Origin of the sequence: Nocardioides sp. Root240, assembly GCF_001428825.1 — a bacterium.
Classification (GTDB): domain Bacteria; phylum Actinomycetota; class Actinomycetes; order Propionibacteriales; family Nocardioidaceae; genus Nocardioides.
Map to the genome: position 1 here is coordinate 208,254 of NZ_LMIT01000013.1, position 15,457 is coordinate 223,710.

At 72.3% G+C, this 15,457-nt stretch carries 19 protein-coding genes; 4 read left to right on the forward strand and 15 right to left on the reverse strand.

Annotated elements, in window-relative coordinates:
- Positions 1 to 2: 2 nt before the first annotated feature.
- The 4 genes from ASE20_RS18465 to ASE20_RS18480 all read right to left on the reverse strand — a co-directional run bounded on the left by ASE20_RS18465 (position 3) and on the right by ASE20_RS18480 (position 3,318).
- Positions 3 to 1,484 carry an MFS transporter gene (locus ASE20_RS18465; protein WP_056896027.1) on the reverse strand — a complete coding sequence of 494 codons (1,482 nt, stop codon included), beginning with the start codon at positions 1,482 to 1,484 and terminating at the stop codon, positions 3 to 5.
- Positions 1,481 to 2,041, reverse strand: a complete 561-nt coding sequence (locus ASE20_RS18470) for a TetR/AcrR family transcriptional regulator (RefSeq protein ID WP_056896028.1) — start codon at positions 2,039 to 2,041, stop codon at positions 1,481 to 1,483. Before ASE20_RS18470 ends, ASE20_RS18465 begins: the two co-directional genes overlap by 4 nt.
- A gap of 54 nt (positions 2,042 to 2,095) precedes the next feature.
- The gene (locus tag ASE20_RS18475; protein ID WP_056896029.1) at positions 2,096 to 2,671 is read right to left on the reverse strand and encodes a YqgE/AlgH family protein; all 576 of its coding nucleotides are present in this window, start codon (positions 2,669 to 2,671) and stop codon (positions 2,096 to 2,098) included.
- A 98-nt stretch (positions 2,672 to 2,769) separates the two neighbouring features.
- Positions 2,770 to 3,318 carry a hypothetical protein gene (locus ASE20_RS18480; protein WP_056896030.1) on the reverse strand — a complete coding sequence of 183 codons (549 nt, stop codon included), beginning with the start codon at positions 3,316 to 3,318 and terminating at the stop codon, positions 2,770 to 2,772.
- Positions 3,319 to 3,507: 189 nt separating this feature from the next.
- On the opposite strand from ASE20_RS18480, the gene ASE20_RS18485 reads away from it, so the two are divergent.
- Positions 3,508 to 4,224, forward strand: a complete 717-nt coding sequence (locus tag ASE20_RS18485) for a TetR/AcrR family transcriptional regulator (protein ID WP_056896031.1) — start codon at positions 3,508 to 3,510, stop codon at positions 4,222 to 4,224.
- Between the two features lie 88 nt (positions 4,225 to 4,312).
- Here ASE20_RS18485 and ASE20_RS18490 read toward each other — a convergent pair whose 3' ends face one another.
- The 4 genes from ASE20_RS18490 to ASE20_RS18505 form a co-directional block, all read right to left on the reverse strand.
- Positions 4,313 to 5,350: a DUF3048 domain-containing protein gene (locus tag ASE20_RS18490; protein ID WP_162261049.1), complete on the reverse strand. Its 1,038-nt coding sequence runs from the start codon at positions 5,348 to 5,350 to the stop codon at positions 4,313 to 4,315.
- Positions 5,351 to 5,458: 108 nt separating this feature from the next.
- Positions 5,459 to 6,229: an SDR family NAD(P)-dependent oxidoreductase gene (locus ASE20_RS18495; RefSeq protein WP_056896033.1), complete on the reverse strand. Its 771-nt coding sequence runs from the start codon at positions 6,227 to 6,229 to the stop codon at positions 5,459 to 5,461.
- Positions 6,230 to 6,270: 41 nt separating this feature from the next.
- On the reverse strand, positions 6,271 to 6,684 hold the full coding sequence (locus ASE20_RS18500) for an HIT family protein (protein ID WP_056896034.1): 414 nt from the start codon (positions 6,682 to 6,684) through the stop codon (positions 6,271 to 6,273).
- Between the two features lie 48 nt (positions 6,685 to 6,732).
- On the reverse strand, positions 6,733 to 7,890 hold the full coding sequence (locus ASE20_RS18505; RefSeq protein WP_225869240.1) for a glycerophosphodiester phosphodiesterase: 1,158 nt from the start codon (positions 7,888 to 7,890) through the stop codon (positions 6,733 to 6,735).
- 126 nt (positions 7,891 to 8,016) lie between these two features.
- Between ASE20_RS18505 and ASE20_RS18510 the strand changes: the two genes are divergently transcribed.
- The gene (locus ASE20_RS18510) at positions 8,017 to 8,784 is read left to right on the forward strand and encodes a thioesterase family protein (protein WP_056896389.1); all 768 of its coding nucleotides are present in this window, start codon (positions 8,017 to 8,019) and stop codon (positions 8,782 to 8,784) included.
- Between the two features lie 9 nt (positions 8,785 to 8,793).
- Complete coding sequence (locus ASE20_RS18515) at positions 8,794 to 9,453, forward strand: SDR family oxidoreductase (RefSeq protein ID WP_056896036.1); 660 nt, start codon at positions 8,794 to 8,796, stop codon at positions 9,451 to 9,453.
- A 20-nt stretch (positions 9,454 to 9,473) separates the two neighbouring features.
- Here ASE20_RS18515 and ASE20_RS25195 read toward each other — a convergent pair whose 3' ends face one another.
- From ASE20_RS25195 to ASE20_RS18545, 7 genes are all read right to left on the reverse strand, one after another.
- A complete protein-coding gene (locus ASE20_RS25195; protein ID WP_164483681.1) occupies positions 9,474 to 9,638 on the reverse strand; it encodes a GPGG-motif small membrane protein in 165 nt (54 codons plus the stop codon).
- Between the two features lie 87 nt (positions 9,639 to 9,725).
- Positions 9,726 to 10,703 (reverse strand): DUF808 domain-containing protein, encoded by a 978-nt coding sequence (locus ASE20_RS18520; protein WP_056896037.1) that lies wholly within the window; start codon positions 10,701 to 10,703, stop codon positions 9,726 to 9,728.
- Positions 10,704 to 10,713: 10 nt separating this feature from the next.
- A complete protein-coding gene (locus ASE20_RS18525) occupies positions 10,714 to 11,784 on the reverse strand; it encodes an acyltransferase family protein (RefSeq protein ID WP_056896038.1) in 1,071 nt (356 codons plus the stop codon).
- Between the two features lie 56 nt (positions 11,785 to 11,840).
- Positions 11,841 to 12,866, reverse strand: coding sequence for an SIS domain-containing protein (locus ASE20_RS18530; protein ID WP_056896039.1), 1,026 nt, complete (start codon positions 12,864 to 12,866; stop codon positions 11,841 to 11,843).
- Positions 12,867 to 12,891: 25 nt separating this feature from the next.
- Positions 12,892 to 13,062, reverse strand: coding sequence for a Trm112 family protein (locus ASE20_RS18535; RefSeq protein ID WP_200952887.1), 171 nt, complete (start codon positions 13,060 to 13,062; stop codon positions 12,892 to 12,894).
- A gap of 8 nt (positions 13,063 to 13,070) precedes the next feature.
- Positions 13,071 to 14,450 (reverse strand): phosphomannomutase/phosphoglucomutase, encoded by a 1,380-nt coding sequence (locus tag ASE20_RS18540; RefSeq protein ID WP_056896041.1) that lies wholly within the window; start codon positions 14,448 to 14,450, stop codon positions 13,071 to 13,073.
- A gap of 21 nt (positions 14,451 to 14,471) precedes the next feature.
- Complete coding sequence (locus tag ASE20_RS18545; protein WP_056896042.1) at positions 14,472 to 14,822, reverse strand: DUF3499 domain-containing protein; 351 nt, start codon at positions 14,820 to 14,822, stop codon at positions 14,472 to 14,474.
- A gap of 78 nt (positions 14,823 to 14,900) precedes the next feature.
- Here ASE20_RS18545 and ASE20_RS18550 point away from each other — a divergent pair, with 78 nt between their 5' ends.
- Complete coding sequence (locus tag ASE20_RS18550) at positions 14,901 to 15,368, forward strand: metallopeptidase family protein (RefSeq protein ID WP_225869241.1); 468 nt, start codon at positions 14,901 to 14,903, stop codon at positions 15,366 to 15,368.
- Positions 15,369 to 15,457: the final 89 nt, after the last annotated feature.

Here is a 15,457-nt window from a genome sequence, read left to right on the forward strand (position 1 = left end):
GATCAGTGCCCGCCCGAGACATCGACGTCCACAGGCAGGCCGCGCCACACGAGGATCGCGACCACCATCGTGACCAACGCCCCAGCGAGTCCGACCACCCCGAACGCGTCCGTGTACGACGCCAGCGCCGCCGCCTCGACCGGCGTCCCGAGCGCGCCCGCGACGGACTCGACCGCCTCCGGCGCGGCACCCGCGGGCAGTCCGCCGCGGTAGACGAGTCCGGCGAGGCTGCCGAGCACCGCGACGCCGAGCACGCCACCGACCTCGTAGGACATCTCCTCGACCGCCGCGGCGGAACCGGCCTGGTGGACCGGGGCGGCGCCCATGATCAGCGCGGAGGCGAGCCCGAGGGCCGCCGTACCGAAGCCGACGAGGAGGAGGGCGATCGCGACGCCGGCGTAGGGCAAGGGCCGCGGGAGCAGCCAGAGCACCAGCAGGCCGGCGGCGAGCACGACGAGCCCGGCGACGATGACGTTGCGGGCGCCGAGGCGGGCCGCGACGGCCGGGGCCAGGGGCGGGCCGACCAAGCCCCCCAGCGCCATCGGCAGGAGCGCGACACCGGCGACGAGCGGCGACCAGCCCTGGACGAGCTGCAGCCACTGCGAACCCACGAAGAGCAGCGCGATCATCACGGTGCTGCTCACCAGGGCGGTCAGCACGCCCGCCCGGAACACCGGGTTCGCGAACAGCCCGACGGCCAGCATCGGCTCGTCCTGGCGCAGGCAGCGGCGGACGAAGGCGGCCAGGAGGAGCGCACCGGCGGCGAGCGCGAGCAGGGCCGTCAGGTCGACGCCCTCCTTGCCCAGGTGCTTCACGCCGTACACCGCGGCGACCATGCCGCCGACCGACAGCAGGACGCCGGCAGCATCCACCCGGCCGGGCCGCTCGGACCGGCTCTCGGGCAGCAGCGCACGGCCGGCCACGAGGGCGACCACCATCAGGGGCACGTTGACGAGGAAGGCGGCGTGCCAGCTGAACGCACTCAGCAGGGCGCCACCGACGATCGGGCCGACGGCACCGCCGATGGCGGCGGTCGCGGCCCACAGGCCGAGCGCGAAGGCCCGCTCGCGGGCATCGGGGAAGAGCGCGCGGATCAGCGACAGCGTGGCCGGCATGATCATCGCGCCGCCGATGCCGAGCAGGGCCCGGATCGCGATCACGTCGCCGGCCGAACGCGCCACGAGGGCGGCCAGCGAGGCGAACGCGAAGATGGCGAAACCGGTCAGCAGCATCCGGCGGCGGCCCCAGCGGTCGGCCAGCGCGGCGACCGGGACCAGCAGCCCGGCGAGGACGAGCGAGTAGACGTCGACCATCCACAGCTGGGCCAGCGCGCCGGCCTCGAGGTCGGCGGTCAGCTCGGGCAGCGCCACGTTGAGCACGGTCATGTCCATGACCACGACGAGCAGGCTGGCCGCGAGCACGGCCAAGCCGGCCCACCGGCGACGGGTGGTCGTGGGCGCGGGGGTGGGCAGCACGGCGGTCATCGCGCCACACCTCCGTCGAGGAAGGTCGACAGCACCAGGTCCGCGGCGTCACGGCGCGCGACGTCGCCGGCGACGAGCGCGTCGCGGACCGCGACGAGCAGGCCGTAGACGGTGTGCCCCAGCCAGCGGGCCGGCACGTCGGCGCGCAGCACGCCCGCGGCCTGAGCGGCGGCGTACAGCGCGACCTCCTGGGCGAAGTAGACGTCGGCGCGGGCCTTGAGGTCCCCGTCGTTGAGCACGGTCAGGTCGGTCAACGCGATGCCGAAGTCCTCGGAGTCCGCGACGAACTGGCGCAGCAGCTCGTCGAGGCAGGCCCGGATCCGCTCCGGCTCCCCCGACGCGATCGCCCCCGGTACGTCGGCCAGCGCGAGGCTCTCGGACCAGCGGTCGAGCGAGCGGCCGCCGATCTCGCGCAGCAGGTCCTCGCGGCTGGCGAAGTGGCGGTGCACGGTCGCACGGCCGACGCCCGCAGCGGTGGCGATCTGCGCCATCGACGCGGTGGGATCGGTGGTCAGCAGCCGCTGGGCCGCGGCGAGCACCGTGTCACGGGTGGACATGAAGCCTCCTTGAATGAGACTTCAGTGTCTCACATGAGACATCGATGTCTCAACTCAGTTGAGCTCCGGATCCGCGGGCCGCGTCGCCTGCAGCGCGAGGTCGCCCGGCTGGCGGCGCAGGACGCGGCGCCGCAGGTCGGGCCCCTGGCCGCCGAAGACGTCCTCCACCTCCCCCGGTACGACGTACCAGCTCCCCTCCTCGACCTCGGCCTGGAGCTGCCCGGCCCCCCAGCCGGCGTACCCGGCGAAGATGCGGAGCCGGTCGACCGTGCCCTCGACGAGCTCGCGCGGGGTGTCGAGGTCGAGCAGCCCGAGCCGGCCCCAGAGCGGGCGGAAGCCTGCGGCACCCTCGCCGTCGTCGGCCGCGAGGGCCACCGCGAGGGCGCCGTCGGTCGACACCGGCCCGCCCTGGAAGAGAACCTCGGGCTCGTCGACCACGTCGCCCCAGTCACCGAGGACCTCGGAGACCGGCAGCGCCGACGGGCGGTTCAGCACGACGCCGAGCGCGCCCTCGTCGTTGACGTCGAGCAGGAGGACGACCGTGTCGACGAAGTTGGGGTCGAGCAGCGCGGGGCTGGCCAGCAGCAGGCTGCCGACGGCGAGCTCGGAGTTCCCCGGAGCGCTGGACATGTCGCCATCATCCCCCACCCGGGAACAGAACAGCCCCGGACCCGACGCTGGGAGGGAGGGTGCGTCGGGCCCGGGGCCGGGTCCTGGTGCGGCTGCGGTCAGGCAGCGATCACGGCGCGCAGGCGCTCGAGGAGCGTGCCGCGCACGACCGGCTCCTCGTAGGCGGCCTCCGGCGTGATGACCGGGATGCCACGGTGGAGCAGGCGGGCCCGCTCCTCCAGCTCGGCACCGATCCGCAGGCAGGCGTCCTCGCTGAGCAGGCTCGAGCGGCCGGCCATGACGGCCAGGAGGTAGTGCTCCTTCTCGGCGGCGGTCGTCATGGCCCGGGCCATGGCGTCGTCGAGGGGGTGCGCGCGGTAATTGTCGATGATCATCCGGACGCCCGCGAGCTCGTGGGCGGTGTTGCTCCACGCGACCGTCACGGCCTGGTCGAGGTCGACCGGCTGGTGGGCCAGCATCTGCTCGATGTTGCCCGACAGGCGGGTGTGCCACTTCAGCGTCAGCGAGGCCAGCAGGTCCAGCTCGTCGCGGAACGCCGTCGAGACGCCCTCGACGTCCATGGGCAGCACGCCGTCGCGACGGACGGATGAAGTGGCAATGACGGAGCGCAGGGTCTCGCCCCGGTTGTGGTAGGCCTTCCAGGTCATGGTCAGCTCCTGTTCGGTGGGCGGCTGTCAGATCTCGGGAAGAACTGGGGGTACCTGACATACCGCTGGTACGTACTATGAGTATGGCAAAGACCGGGGGTATGCCCTACGGAACGACGCCGTGATCCCGCCCACCTCGGGGGGTGACCGGTGTCACGGTCGGGCGTCACCGTTGCCTATGCTGAGGTGATGGCTAAGGCGTCGGTCTCCAAGCTCGTCCCGAAGGTTCCGGGCGTGGCCGGAGCGACCCGCCGCGCGGCGTACTCCGCCTCCACCAAGCGCGCGCTGGTCGACGTCGCGGAGAAGCTCTTCGCCGAGAAGGGGTACGCCGCGACCTCGCTCGACGCCATCGTCGCGGGCGCCCGGGTGACCAAGGGCGCGCTCTACCACCACTACTCCGGCAAGCAGGCACTCTTCGAGGCCGTCTTCGAGCGGGTCGAGCAGGAGTCGTCGAAGCGGATCCAGAAGGCGCTGCGCGCCGAGCGCGACCCGTGGCTCAAGGCCATCGAGGGCCTGCGCTCGTTCCTGCAGGTCGTGCAGGAGACCGGCTACCGGCGCATCGTGATCCAGGACGGCCCGGCGGTGCTGGGCTACGAGCGCTACCGCGAGCAGGAGGAGCGCTCGACGTACGCCAACATCGTCGAGATCGTCCGGGCCACGCTCGAGGCGGGCTCCTGGGAGCTGGACGAGCCGATGCTGCAGACCTTCTCGCGGATCTTCTTCGGCGCGATGTCGTCGGCCGGTGAGTCCGTCGCGACGTCCGAGGACCCCGAGGCCGCGGCCGGGCGCGTCGAGAGCGCCATCGGCTTCCTGCTCGCCGGCGTGCAGAGCCTGGTCGAGCAGGGCCACGAGATGCCCACCGTCTTCGACACCGTCGAGCTGGCCGAGGCCGACGAGGACGCCTGAGGCTCCCTGCGCCGATTTGCCGGAGCCAACGTCATAGGCTCCGTGGGCTGGAGCCCACGGAGCCTATGACGCAAGAAATGTAAAGGGGCTACTTGCGGTAGGTCACCGAGCCGGTGGACGCCGCACCCTTGCCGGGCACGAGCTCCAGCCAGGTCTTGCCGGCCGGGATCTCGATCGCGTTGCCGGCGGCGTCCTTGAAGATCAGCTCGGCACCCCGGTCGGCCTTCTCCCAGGTCGCGGCGATCGCCTGGCCGTCGTGGAAGATGACCGCCTTGCCGCGGCCCTCGAAGTGCGAGACCGGGACCGGGTTGCCGATCGGGTCGGTGTAGGGCGCCAGGGTCGTGCGCACGGTCGCGGCGATCACCGTGTCGGGCTTGAAGGCGTCGCCGTCGGCCATGTAGCCGTTCTGCAGGACGTAGGTCTTGCCGTCGTACTTCCACTGCGAGGTGCGCGACCCGGACAGCCGGACGTCGATCGAGGTGGCCGGCTTGCCGGCCGGGAGCGCGGTGTCGCCGAACGGGAGGTAGTCGGCGGGACGGCGGGCGCGGATCTTGGCGTCGGCGCCGATCGCCTTGAGGTTCGCCATCACGCTGTGCAGCGAGTCGTGCGTGCCGTCGAGGTCCCGGACGACGTGCGGGTTGTTCATGTCGATGAAGGTGATGCCGGCCTTGCGCAGGCCCCGGAGGGTGACGTCCGCGGCGCCCGAGGTGACGATCTGGGCGTCGAGCGGCTTGGCGATGCCGATGTCGGTCAGGCGCATCGAGCGGACCGGGCCGACCTTCTTGGGGAGCTTCTCGTAGTAGAGGACGGCGAGGCGCGTGATGCCGCCCTCGACCAGCTCCTCGACGACGATGTCGGCCTTGCTGACACCGAGCTGCGGGTAGCTGGCCTGCGAGTTGTCGATCTTGACGATGTACGCCGGGTGCTCGAGCGCAGCCGACGCGCCACCCTTCGTCAGCTCACCGGTGAGGGGCCAGGTCTCGGGCTCCGGCGGCGCGGTCGGCGACTGCGACGTGGACGCGTCGCCCTGGGGCTTCTCGTCCGACTTGTCGTCACCACCGCAGGCGGCGAGGACGAGGCTGAGCGCGACGAGCGAGGCGGGCAGGGCGGTACGAAGTGTCTTCACGTGCACCCCTCCAGTCTGACCCAGACCCCCGGAGTACGACGGAGCCGCCCCCGCGTGTCGCGGGAGCGGCTCCAGAGGCGTTGCTTTGCAGCGTGCGTGCCGGGCGCGTCAGGTTCCGAGCGAGATGCCGCCGTCGACGTAGATCGTCTGACCGGTGATGTACGACGACTCGTCGGCAGACAGGAAGGTGACCGCGGCCGCGATGTCTTCGGGGAAGCCGACCCGGCGGACCGGGTTGGCCTCGGCGTTGAGGCGGCGGAACTCGTCGACGTCCATCTTCAGCCGCGCGGCCGTGGCGTCGGTCATCTCGGTGGCGATGAAGCCGGGGGCGACCGCGTTGACGTTGATGCCGAACGGGCCGAGCTCGATGCCGAGGGTCCGGGTGAAGCCCTGGATGCCCATCTTGGCGGCGGAGTAGTTGGCCTGGCCGCGGTTGCCCAGCGCGGAGATCGAGGAGATGTTCACGACCTTGCCGTACTTCTGCTCCACGAAGTGCTTCTGCGCGGCCTTGGTCATCAGGAAGGCGCCCTTGAGGTGCACGCCCATGACCAGGTCCCAGTCCTCCTCGGTCATCTTGAAGAGGAGGTTGTCGCGGGTGATGCCGGCGTTGTTGACCAGCACGTGGATGCCGCCGAGCTCGGCGACGACCCGCTCGATGGCAGCGTCGACCGACGCGCCGTCGGAGACGTTGGCGCCGACGCCGATGGCCTTGGCGCCCTCGACCAGCGGGAGCTTCGCGGCGGCCTCGGCCGCGGCCGACTCGTCGAGGTCGACGATCGCGATGGACGCGCCCTCCTCGGCGAACCGGGTGGCGGTGCCGAACCCGATCCCGCGCGCTGCTCCGGTGATGACGGCTACTCGCCCGTCGAAACGACCCATGGGTGCTGACCTCTCAAGCTCGGTGGACGATCGGCCAGAGCCTACGACGCCAGGGCGGCGCGCAGGCGGGCGGCATACTCCGCGGACTCGCCATCGGCGTACTTGCGCCGCGGCCAGAAGAACCCACGCAGCCCGTCGCCCTTGGTCCGCGGCACGACGTGCAGGTGCAGGTGCGGCACCGACTGGCTGACGGTGTTGTTCATCGCGACGAAGCTGCCCTGCGCCCCGAGCCCGTCGACGACCGCGGTCGCGAGCCGCTGCGCCGCGGCCAGGAACCCGTCCCGCTGCGCTGCCGGGAGGTCGGGCAGCGTGACGTGGTGCTCGCGGGGCACGAGCAGGACGTGGCCCTTGAAGACCGGGCGCCGGTCGAGGAAGGCCATCAGGTCGGGCTCGTCGAGGACGACGTCGGCCTCGGCGTCGCCGGCGATGATCGCGCAGAAGATGCAGTCCGCCATGCGGCGAACCTATCCCCCGGCCCGACCGGGCCAGACGGGCCAGACGGGTCAGGCGGCGCCCTGCTGGGCGGCCCAGCCGTCGCGGGCAGCCACCGCGATGTCCGGGTTGTCGGAGAAGACCGCGTCGATGCCCGTGTCCAGGAAGGCCGCGACCTCGCCGGCGAGGTCGCCCTTCGCGTTCGGGTCGGTGCCGATGCGGTGGTTGGACGGCAGGAACTGGTTCTCGACCCGCATCGTCCAGGTCACGACCTTGAGGCCGGCGGCGTGGGCGTCGGGGACCAGCGTGCTCGGCGTACCGATGGCGCCGGAGGCGTCGCGCGGCAGGATCAGGTTCTTCGCGGGGGCGACCCACGTGGCGTAGGTCGCGATGTCGGCGAGGCCGGCGGGCTTCACCAGGTCGGCGTAGGTGGTGGTCGAGCCGGCGGCCTTCAGGTCGTAGGGCGCGCCGCTCCCGTCGACGAGCTGGGCCAGCGGCACGTCCGTCCTCGTCGCGAGCTCGCGCAGGTTGCCGGTCTCGAAGGACTGGATGACGACCTTCGCGTTCGCGCGGTCGAGGCCGTTGCGGCGCAGGGTGCGGACCAGCGGCTCCTCGAGCGAGAGGCCGATCGAGTCGAAGTACGTCGGGTGCTTGGTCTCCGGCGCGATGCCGATCCGGCGCCCGGTGCGGCCGGACTCGCGCTTCACCAGCGCGATGACCTCCTCCAGCGTGGGGATCTCGAACTGGCCGTCGTACCGGGTGTTGTCCGGGCGCACCTGCGGCAGACGCTCCTTGGCGCGCAGCGTCTTCAGCTCGGCGAGGGTGAAGTCCTCGGTGAACCAACCGGTGATCGAGGTGCCGTCGATGACCTTGGTGGTCCGGCGGCCGGCGAACTCAGGGTGGTCGGCGACGTCGGTCGTGCCGCTGATCTCGTTCTCGTGGCGGGCGACCAGCACGCCGTCCTTGGTGGAGACGAGGTCGGGCTCGACGTAGTCGGCACCCATCCGGATGGCGAGGCGGTACGCCGCGAGCGTGTGCTCGGGCCGGTAGCCCGAGGCGCCGCGGTGCGCGATCACGATCGGCTCACCGGCGGCGTGGCGGTCGGCGTGGTCCTGGCCGTACCCGTCACCGGGCGTCGCGCCGGCGGGCGCGGCGGCGGCGCCGAGGGCGACGACGGCGGAGGTGGTGGCGGCCATGAAGGTCCTCCCGAGGAGGGTCATCCGAGTCATGACCGGCAGCCGACCACCCGCAGGTGGCCCGGCGGGGAGCCGCCGGTGAACGCCAGTCGGTCACTCGGCGAGCACTCCCCCCGTTCGGAGGTACGGCGCCGCGCAGGCGCCCGCGACAATGGCGAGGTGGCTTACTGGCACCGCACCGCAGCGCACACCTTCGCCCCGACCGAGCACGTCGGCGGCGCGTGGGACCGCGCGACGCAGCACATCGCCCCTGCCCTCGGCGTGCTCGCCCACGAGGTCGAGCGGGACCGCGACGCGCGCCGCAGCGACGGGCTCGTCGTCAGCCGGCTGTCCTACGACATCCTCGGGACGGTGCCGATCGAGCCGATCGACGTCGGCGTGGAAGTGCTCCGTCCGGGGCGGACCATCGAGCTGGTGCAGGCCACGGCGTCGTACCGGGGGCGGGCGGTGGCGCTTCTGCGCGCCTGGCTGGCGGAGCCCTACGACACCACTCCCCTCGCCGGGACCGACCTGCCGTCGATCCCGGGGCCCGACGAGATGCAGCCGTGGGACATGGCGGGGCTGTGGCGGGGTGGGTTCATCGCGTCGATCGAGGTGCGCCGCAAGGAGCTCGGTCCCGGCCGGTCGATGGCGTGGGTGCGGACGCCGCACGCCCTCGTCGCGGACGAGCCGGTCAGCCGGCTCGCGGCGGTCGCCGGGCTGATCGACGTGACCAACGGGATCGCCGTGCGCACCGACCCGGAGCAGGTCGCCTTCCCGAACCTCGACCTCACCGCGCACTTCCTGCACGCCCCTGCCGACGGCTGGCTCGGCCTCGACACGACGCAGTCCTACGGGCCCGGTGGCATCGGCGTCACCAGCTCGAAGATGCACGACGAGAGCGGTCCGCTCGGGACCATCGCGCAGACGCTCACCGTGCGCCCGTAGATTGGCAGCATGCTCGTCGCCATCGTCGGGGGCCACGGCCAGATCGCCCGGCTGCTGCACCCCCTCGTCGTCGCCCAGGGCCACACGCCCGTCGCCCTGGTACGCCGCGAGGACCAGCGCGCCGTCTTGGAGGAGCTCGGCGCCGAGGTGCGCCTGCTCGACATCGAGTCGGCCGGGGTCGAGGACTTCGAGGCGGCCTTCGACGGTTGCTCCGCGGTGGTGTTCGCCGCGGGCGGTGGACCCGACGGCAACCTCGAGCGCAAGCGCACCGTCGACCTCGAGGGCTCGCTGAAGTCGATCGAGGCCGCGTCCCGCAAGGGGATCCGCCGGTTCGTGCAGGTCTCAGCGATCGACGTCGACGAGCCGGTCGCTGCCGACGCGGGCGAGGTGTGGGCGGCCTACGTCGCCGCGAAGCGCGACTCCGACCGTGCTCTGCGCGAGAGCCGGCTGGCCTGGACCATCCTGCGCCCGGGCCGGCTGACCGACGACCCGGCCACCGGACGGGTGGCGCTCGGCCCGGACGTCCCGCGCGGCCCGGTCACCCGGGCCGACGTGGCGGCGGTGCTCGCCGCGGTGCTGGACCGGCCCGACACGGTCGGGCAGCAGTGGAACCTGGTGGGCGGCGACGTCCCGGTCGATGAGGCCGTGGACGCCGCCGCCCGAGCCTGAGGCTCGTCGGCTCCCCCGGGTCAGACGGTACGTCCGCCGCGCCCGTTGAAGATCGACACGCCTCCGGGCCCCACCAGGAGTCCGACGACGATCAGCACGATCCCCAGGATGATGCCGCCCTGGATCAGGGTGACGATTCCGGCGATGACCAGGACGACTGCTGCCAGCCACAAGAGCGTGCCCATCTGAACTCTCCTCTGCCTTGCCCACCGGGAGGTGGGGTGTGCTCGGGAGGTACCCCGCGGAGCCGGGTCCAGCCCCAGGAAAGTCCGTCAGACAGCGGGCTCGTCGGTGTCGTAGCGCTCGATCGGGTCCTTGTCGCCGGTGAACGGCAGCAGCTGCACGACCACGACCACCACCGCACCGACGACGAGGCCGACCACGGCGGAGATGCCGGTGTTGGCGAGCCACGCGAGGACGCTGCCCAGGACGCCGTGGACGGCGTGCTCGATGTCGTGCTCGATGTCGTGGACCCACTCGTAGGGGGCGTGCCACCAGCCGACCTCGTCGAGGTTGGCGAGCAGGATGTGGCCGCCGACCCAGAGCATGGCGACGGTCCCGACGACCGAGATGATCGACAGCAGGCGCGGCATGAAGGCGACCAGGCCGCGGCCGACCTTCTGCGCCACGGCCGACGGGCGCTGGGCGAGGTGGAGCCCGACGTCGTCCATCTTCACGATCAGCGCGACCACGCCGTAGACCGCGACGGTGATGACGAGCGCGACGACCACCAGGATCGCGAGCCGGGCCCAGAAGGACTCGTCCTCGACCGAGGCCAGGGCGATCACCATGATCTCGGCGGACAGGATCAGGTCGGTGCGGATGGCGCCGGCGATCATCGTCTTCTCGGCCTCGGGACCGACCTCGGCGACGGGGGTGTCGTGCTCCTCGTGGTGCGAGAGCAGGTGCCACACCTTGTGGGCACCCTCGTAGGCCAGGAAGGTGCCGCCGATCATCAGGATGACGGGCAGCAGGTCCGGCAGCAGCTCGCTGAGCAGGAGCGCCGCCGGGAGGATGATCAGCAGCTTGTTGCGGATCGAGCCGATCGCGATCTGCTTGACGATCGGGAGCTCGCGCGCGGCGGCCACGCCCTGCACGTACTGCGGCGTCACCGCCGTGTCGTCGACGACGACGCCGGCGGCCTTGGCGGTCGCCTTGCCGGCGGCAGCGCCGACGTCGTCGACAGATGCGGCGGCCATCTTCGCGATGGCGGCGACGTCGTCGAGGAGTCCGAACAGGCCTGCGCTCATGGCGCGAAGGCTACCGGGCGGCCGGCACCGGCTCCGCTTCGACGGCTTCCTCACCCTCGCGTACGACGGCCGCGAGCTCCACCGCTGCACCGACCCGCTGCTCGGCCGTGGCGAACGGGTCCACCACGTGCCGCAGGGTCCGCTGCACCGGAGGTGCCGCCAGGCCAAGGGCGACAGCGACGCCGAAGCCGGTCGCGGCGGCGAGCGCGAGGACGGGGTGCTCGGCGGCCCAGGCCGGGAAGCCGGCGTACTCCAGGCCCTTCACGGCGAAGCCGTGGAACAGGTAGACGGTCATCGTGGCCGCGCCCATCCGGGTGAACCAGCCGCCCCGGCGCGGGACGACCGCCAGCCACGCGAACGTGCCGACCAGGCCGACCCCCATCACCAGCAGGCGGGTGAGGATCGCGGTCGTGTCCGGGACGCCGAGGAGCTCGTAGGGCTTCTGGTAGAGGTAGGCCGTCCCGGCCCACCGGTCCAGGTCGATCGCGAGCACGGCGAGCACCGCGAAGGCCACGACGCCGAGCAGCGCCGGGAACCGGCCCCGCAGCCACTCCAGCGACTCGGGCGTGGTCTTGAGGCCGAGCACGAAGAACGGCAGGAAGCCGAGGATCCGCGGCAGGTCCAGCCACGCGGTCCACTCCCCCGTCAGGTAGCCGCTGCCGACCGCGAGCCCGACCGCGACGAGGAAGGCACCCGGCACCGGCCGGAACAGCGGGGTCAGCAGTCGCCACACCACGAGCGCGAGCAGGTACCACATCGGGAAGTGCGGATCGAGCCACAGGTCGCCGAGCTGCTCGCCACCGACGTGCAGCCGGAACCACGCCAGCGCGCCCTCGAAGAGCACGTACGGCACGAGCAGCCCGGTGACGAGGTTCCACAGTCGGGCGGGGCTGTAACCGAACCCGCGCGAGAGGTAGCCGGACAGGAACACGAACGCCGGCATGTGCCACAGGTAGACGAAGTCGTAGAGGTGTCCCGCAACGACGTCGTCGGGCAGCAGTGCCCAGGTGTGGCCGAGGACGACGAGGACGATCAGCCCTATCTTCGCGTTGTCGAGCCAGGGGTCACGGGTCGCGGGCATCACCCCGTGGTACCCGACGAACCTGGGAGAAGACCGTGAGGAATCCCTCAGCGAGCTCAGTCGGCGACGAGACCCAGGCGCAGGTACTCCGCGGCGTAGGTGCCGTGGAGCAGCAGCGAGGCGTAGCGCGCGACCTCACCGACCGCCTCGGAGGAGACGTGCTCGACGCGGACGTCGTGGCCGAGCGCGGCCTCCTCGAGCCGGATCCGCTGGTCGCGGACGACCGGGTCGTCGACGCCGTCGTCGAGGATCACCAGGGCGGGCCGGCGGTCCCCCGTCTCGTCGGCGAACGGGTCGGCGAAGACGTTGCGGGGGCGCGCGGCCTCGACGACCGGGAGCAGGTGCTCGGCGTCGCCGGCGAGCGCCGTGCGTCCGGACGTACGACGGATCGACTCGGCCACGCGGCGGGCAGCGCGCGCCGCGAGCACCGACCCGCCCCAGATCAGCGGGCTGGCGTCGGCGAGCGAGATGGCCAGCATCTTGGCGGGGTTGATCGAGATGTCGCGGTGCGGCGAGCAGGCGATGGCGACCGCGTCGAGCGCCTCCGCGACCGCGTCGGGCTCGGCCGACGGGCCGAGCTGCACCTGGTCGAGGAAGGACAGCATCGCGACCGCGGTGGCGAGCTGGTCACCGGTGCTGGTGGGCAGCAGCGTCGTCCAGCGGCCGGTGGCATGCTCCGCGACGAGCGAGTCGCGCGGCGTCGCGACGACCAGCTGGCACCCGCGGCGCGCCGCCTCGGCGACCGCGAGCGCGGTGCCGGGGTCGCCGCCCTCGGGAGCGAGCACGACGACCAGGTCGAGGCCTCCGGCCCAGCCGGGCAGGGCCGGTGAGGGCCACGCCACGAAGGGCACCGGGCAGAACGGCTCGAGGACGGCCCGCAGCAAGCGCGAGTCCGGACCGGCGGCGATCACCGCCCGCGGGCGGGTCTCGCTCGCCCGCGACACGGCCTCCGCGATCGCGTCGGCGGAGTCACCGACCTCGCGTCGTACCCGCGAGCCGGACTCGGCCAGCGTGCGCAGCCGGAGGTCCGCCGAGGCGAGCGCGCCCTCGTCGTCCAGCCGGGACTCGTCGAACCAGACCATGGCGCGTCCTCCGATGCCGTCAGTCTCAGGCGGGCTTGCGGGCCTCGTCGACGAGCAGCACCGGGATGCCGTCGCGCACCGGGTAGGCCAGGCCGCAGCCGCCGCAGACCAGCTCGGTCGCGTCGCCAGCGGGGGTCACGGCGAGCTCGCCGTGGCAGGCGGGGCACACGATGATCGCCAGCAGCTCGGGCGAGATCTCGGCGTTCATCGCTCGCCCCGGATGGTGGCGAGGACCTCGTCGCGGACTCGGGCCATGGTGGGCTCGTCCTTTCCTTCGGCGTTGAGCCGCAGCAGTGGCTCGGTGTTGGAGGCGCGGACGTTGAACGCCCAGTCCGCGTGCGTGACGCTGAGGCCGTCGAGCTTGTCGATGCTCACGCCCTCGCGCGCACCCCAGGTCGACTCGAGCTCGGCCAGCACGGCCGCCTGGTCGGCGACGGTGCTGTTGATCTCGCCGCTCAGCGGGTAGCGCTCGTAGGAGGCGAGCAGGTCCGACAGCGGGACGTCGGCCTCGGCCAGGGCCGCCATCGCGTGCAGGGCCGCGAGCATGCCGGAGTCGGCGCGCCAGAAGTCGCGGAAGTAGAAGTGACCGGAGTGCTCGCCGCCGAAGATCGCGTCGGTCTCGGCCATGGTGGCCTTGATGTAGGAGTGGCCGACGCGGGTGCGGACCGGCGTACCACCGAGCTCCTCGACGATCTCGGGCACCGCCCGCGAGGTGATCAGGTTGTGGATCACCGTGGCGCCGGGCTCCTTCGCGAGCTCGCGGGCCGCGATCAGCGCGGTCAGCGTCGACGGCGAGACCAGCTCGCCGCGCTCGTCGACCAGGAAGCAGCGGTCGGCGTCGCCGTCGAACGCCAGGCCGATGTCGGCCCGCTCGGAGATGACCCGCTTCTGCAGGTCGACCAGGTTGGCGGGCTCGATCGGGTTGGCCTCGTGGTTGGGGAAGGTGCCGTCGAGCTCGAAGTACATCGGCACCATCTCGACCTGGCCGGCGAGCCGGTCGAAGACGGCGGGCGCGGTGTGACCGGCCATGCCGTTGCCGGCGTCGACGACGACCTTCAGCGTGCGGCCCTTGACGGGCGCCAGCGCGAGCAGGTGCGCGGCGTAGGCCTGCAGCACGTCGTGCGAGCCGATCGAGCCGACCCGGCCGCCGCTGGCGACGGGGGTGCCGGCCGCGACCCGGTCACGGATCTCGGCCAGGCCGCTCTCCATGCCGACCGGCTGCGCGAAGGACCGGCACAGCTTGATGCCGTTGTAGGCCGCCGGGTTGTGGCTGGCGGTGAACATCGCGCCGGGCAGCTCGAGGTGGCCCGAGGCGAAGTAGAGCTGGTCGGTCGAGGCGAGCCCGATCATCGTGACGTCCGCACCGGCGTTGGTGGCGCCGTCGGCGAAGGCCCCCGCGAGGGACGGCGAGCTCGGCCGCATGTCGAAGCCGACGACGATCGCGTCGGCGCCGAGCACCTCGACGTAGGCCGCACCGGCCGCACGGGCGAGGTCCTCGTCGAGCTGTTCGCCGACGATGCCGCGCACGTCGTAGGCCTTGAAGACCTTGCTGAGGTTCTCGGGGGAGGTCGTGGCGTGGGCCATGCCCCGAACCCTAGTGGACGGTCAGTCGGTCGTGAGCATGCGGAGGTGCCCCTTGCGGGCGACCTCGCGACCGCTCTCGCGGGGCTGCTCGACCGTCCGCGGCGGCACCGGCCGCGCCGCCTCGCGGACGGCGTTGGCGAGGGCGAGCAGGTCGTCGCCGCTGGGACCGGGCTGCTGGGTGCCGAGCTGGAGCCGGACCACCTCCCAGCCGCGGGGAGCCGAGAGCCGCTCGCTGTGCTGGTCGCACAGGTCGTAGGCGTGGGGCTCGGCGAAGGTGGCGAGCGGGCCGAGGACGGCGGTCGAGTCGGCGTACACGTAGGTGAGGGTCGCGACCGCGCGGCGCGAGCAGGCCGTACGGGAGCAGGTCCGCATGCCCTGCTGTGCCGGAATCGCGCTCACGCGGCAGACGGTACCGCCCGCGGCCGCATCTGCTGGATAGGCTCGCTGATCGTGGAGCAGGACGACGTCAGCACGCGCGTGGGACGGCCGCGGCGCGACCGCCGGGGACGCGGGATGCGGGGACCTGCCGTGCTCCCCCTGACCTGGCCCTCGTCCGAGCACCGCCCGCCGAAGCCCTACAGCCGGCGCGAGCTCTTCGACCGGATCCTGCTCGACGTCGTCTCCGAGATCGACGCGCGCTGGTCGGACCACCTCGGGCTGCTGGAGTACGCCGTCGAGGAGACCCCGCAGCTGCCCGACGACTGGGACTCCGCCCGGGTCCCGCTGTCGTCGCTCGTGCGCGGGTCAGGCGCCACGCCGACCCGGCTGGTCGTCTTCCGGCGTCCGCTCGAGCACCGTGCCCACGACCGCGCCGACCTCGAGGCGATCATCCTGACCGTCGTGGTCGAGCAGGTCGCCGAGCTGCTCGGCATCGAGCCGGCCGACGTGGACCCGCGCTACCCGGGCGACGACGACTGAGTTGATTGGGCGCTCGCTTCGCTCGCGCATGTCGCGCCGCCTGCCCACGCCGTTTCTTCCTCCCCCGCTCGCTCCTTCCTCGCTCGCTC

Excerpts from the sequence above, each read along its gene's own strand:
- ASE20_RS18465 (WP_056896027.1), bottom strand. The coding sequence starts at position 1,484 with ATGACCGCCGTGCTGCCCACCCCCGCGCCCACGACCACCCGTCGCCGG.
- ASE20_RS18470 (WP_056896028.1), bottom strand. The coding sequence starts at position 2,041 with ATGTCCACCCGTGACACGGTGCTCGCCGCGGCCCAGCGGCTGCTGACC.
- ASE20_RS18475 (WP_056896029.1), bottom strand. The coding sequence starts at position 2,671 with ATGTCCAGCGCTCCGGGGAACTCCGAGCTCGCCGTCGGCAGCCTGCTG.
- ASE20_RS18480 (WP_056896030.1), bottom strand. The coding sequence starts at position 3,318 with ATGACCTGGAAGGCCTACCACAACCGGGGCGAGACCCTGCGCTCCGTC.
- ASE20_RS18485 (WP_056896031.1), top strand. The coding sequence starts at position 3,508 with ATGGCTAAGGCGTCGGTCTCCAAGCTCGTCCCGAAGGTTCCGGGCGTG.
- ASE20_RS18495 (WP_056896033.1), bottom strand. The coding sequence starts at position 6,229 with ATGGGTCGTTTCGACGGGCGAGTAGCCGTCATCACCGGAGCAGCGCGC.
- ASE20_RS18500 (WP_056896034.1), bottom strand. The coding sequence starts at position 6,684 with ATGGCGGACTGCATCTTCTGCGCGATCATCGCCGGCGACGCCGAGGCC.
- ASE20_RS18505 (WP_225869240.1), bottom strand. The coding sequence starts at position 7,890 with ATGACTCGGATGACCCTCCTCGGGAGGACCTTCATGGCCGCCACCACC.
- ASE20_RS18515 (WP_056896036.1), top strand. The coding sequence starts at position 8,794 with ATGCTCGTCGCCATCGTCGGGGGCCACGGCCAGATCGCCCGGCTGCTG.
- ASE20_RS25195 (WP_164483681.1), bottom strand. The coding sequence starts at position 9,638 with ATGGGCACGCTCTTGTGGCTGGCAGCAGTCGTCCTGGTCATCGCCGGA.
- ASE20_RS18520 (WP_056896037.1), bottom strand. The coding sequence starts at position 10,703 with ATGAGCGCAGGCCTGTTCGGACTCCTCGACGACGTCGCCGCCATCGCG.
- ASE20_RS18525 (WP_056896038.1), bottom strand. The coding sequence starts at position 11,784 with ATGCCCGCGACCCGTGACCCCTGGCTCGACAACGCGAAGATAGGGCTG.
- ASE20_RS18530 (WP_056896039.1), bottom strand. The coding sequence starts at position 12,866 with ATGGTCTGGTTCGACGAGTCCCGGCTGGACGACGAGGGCGCGCTCGCC.
- ASE20_RS18540 (WP_056896041.1), bottom strand. The coding sequence starts at position 14,450 with ATGGCCCACGCCACGACCTCCCCCGAGAACCTCAGCAAGGTCTTCAAG.
- ASE20_RS18545 (WP_056896042.1), bottom strand. The coding sequence starts at position 14,822 with ATGCGGACCTGCTCCCGTACGGCCTGCTCGCGCCGCGCGGTCGCGACC.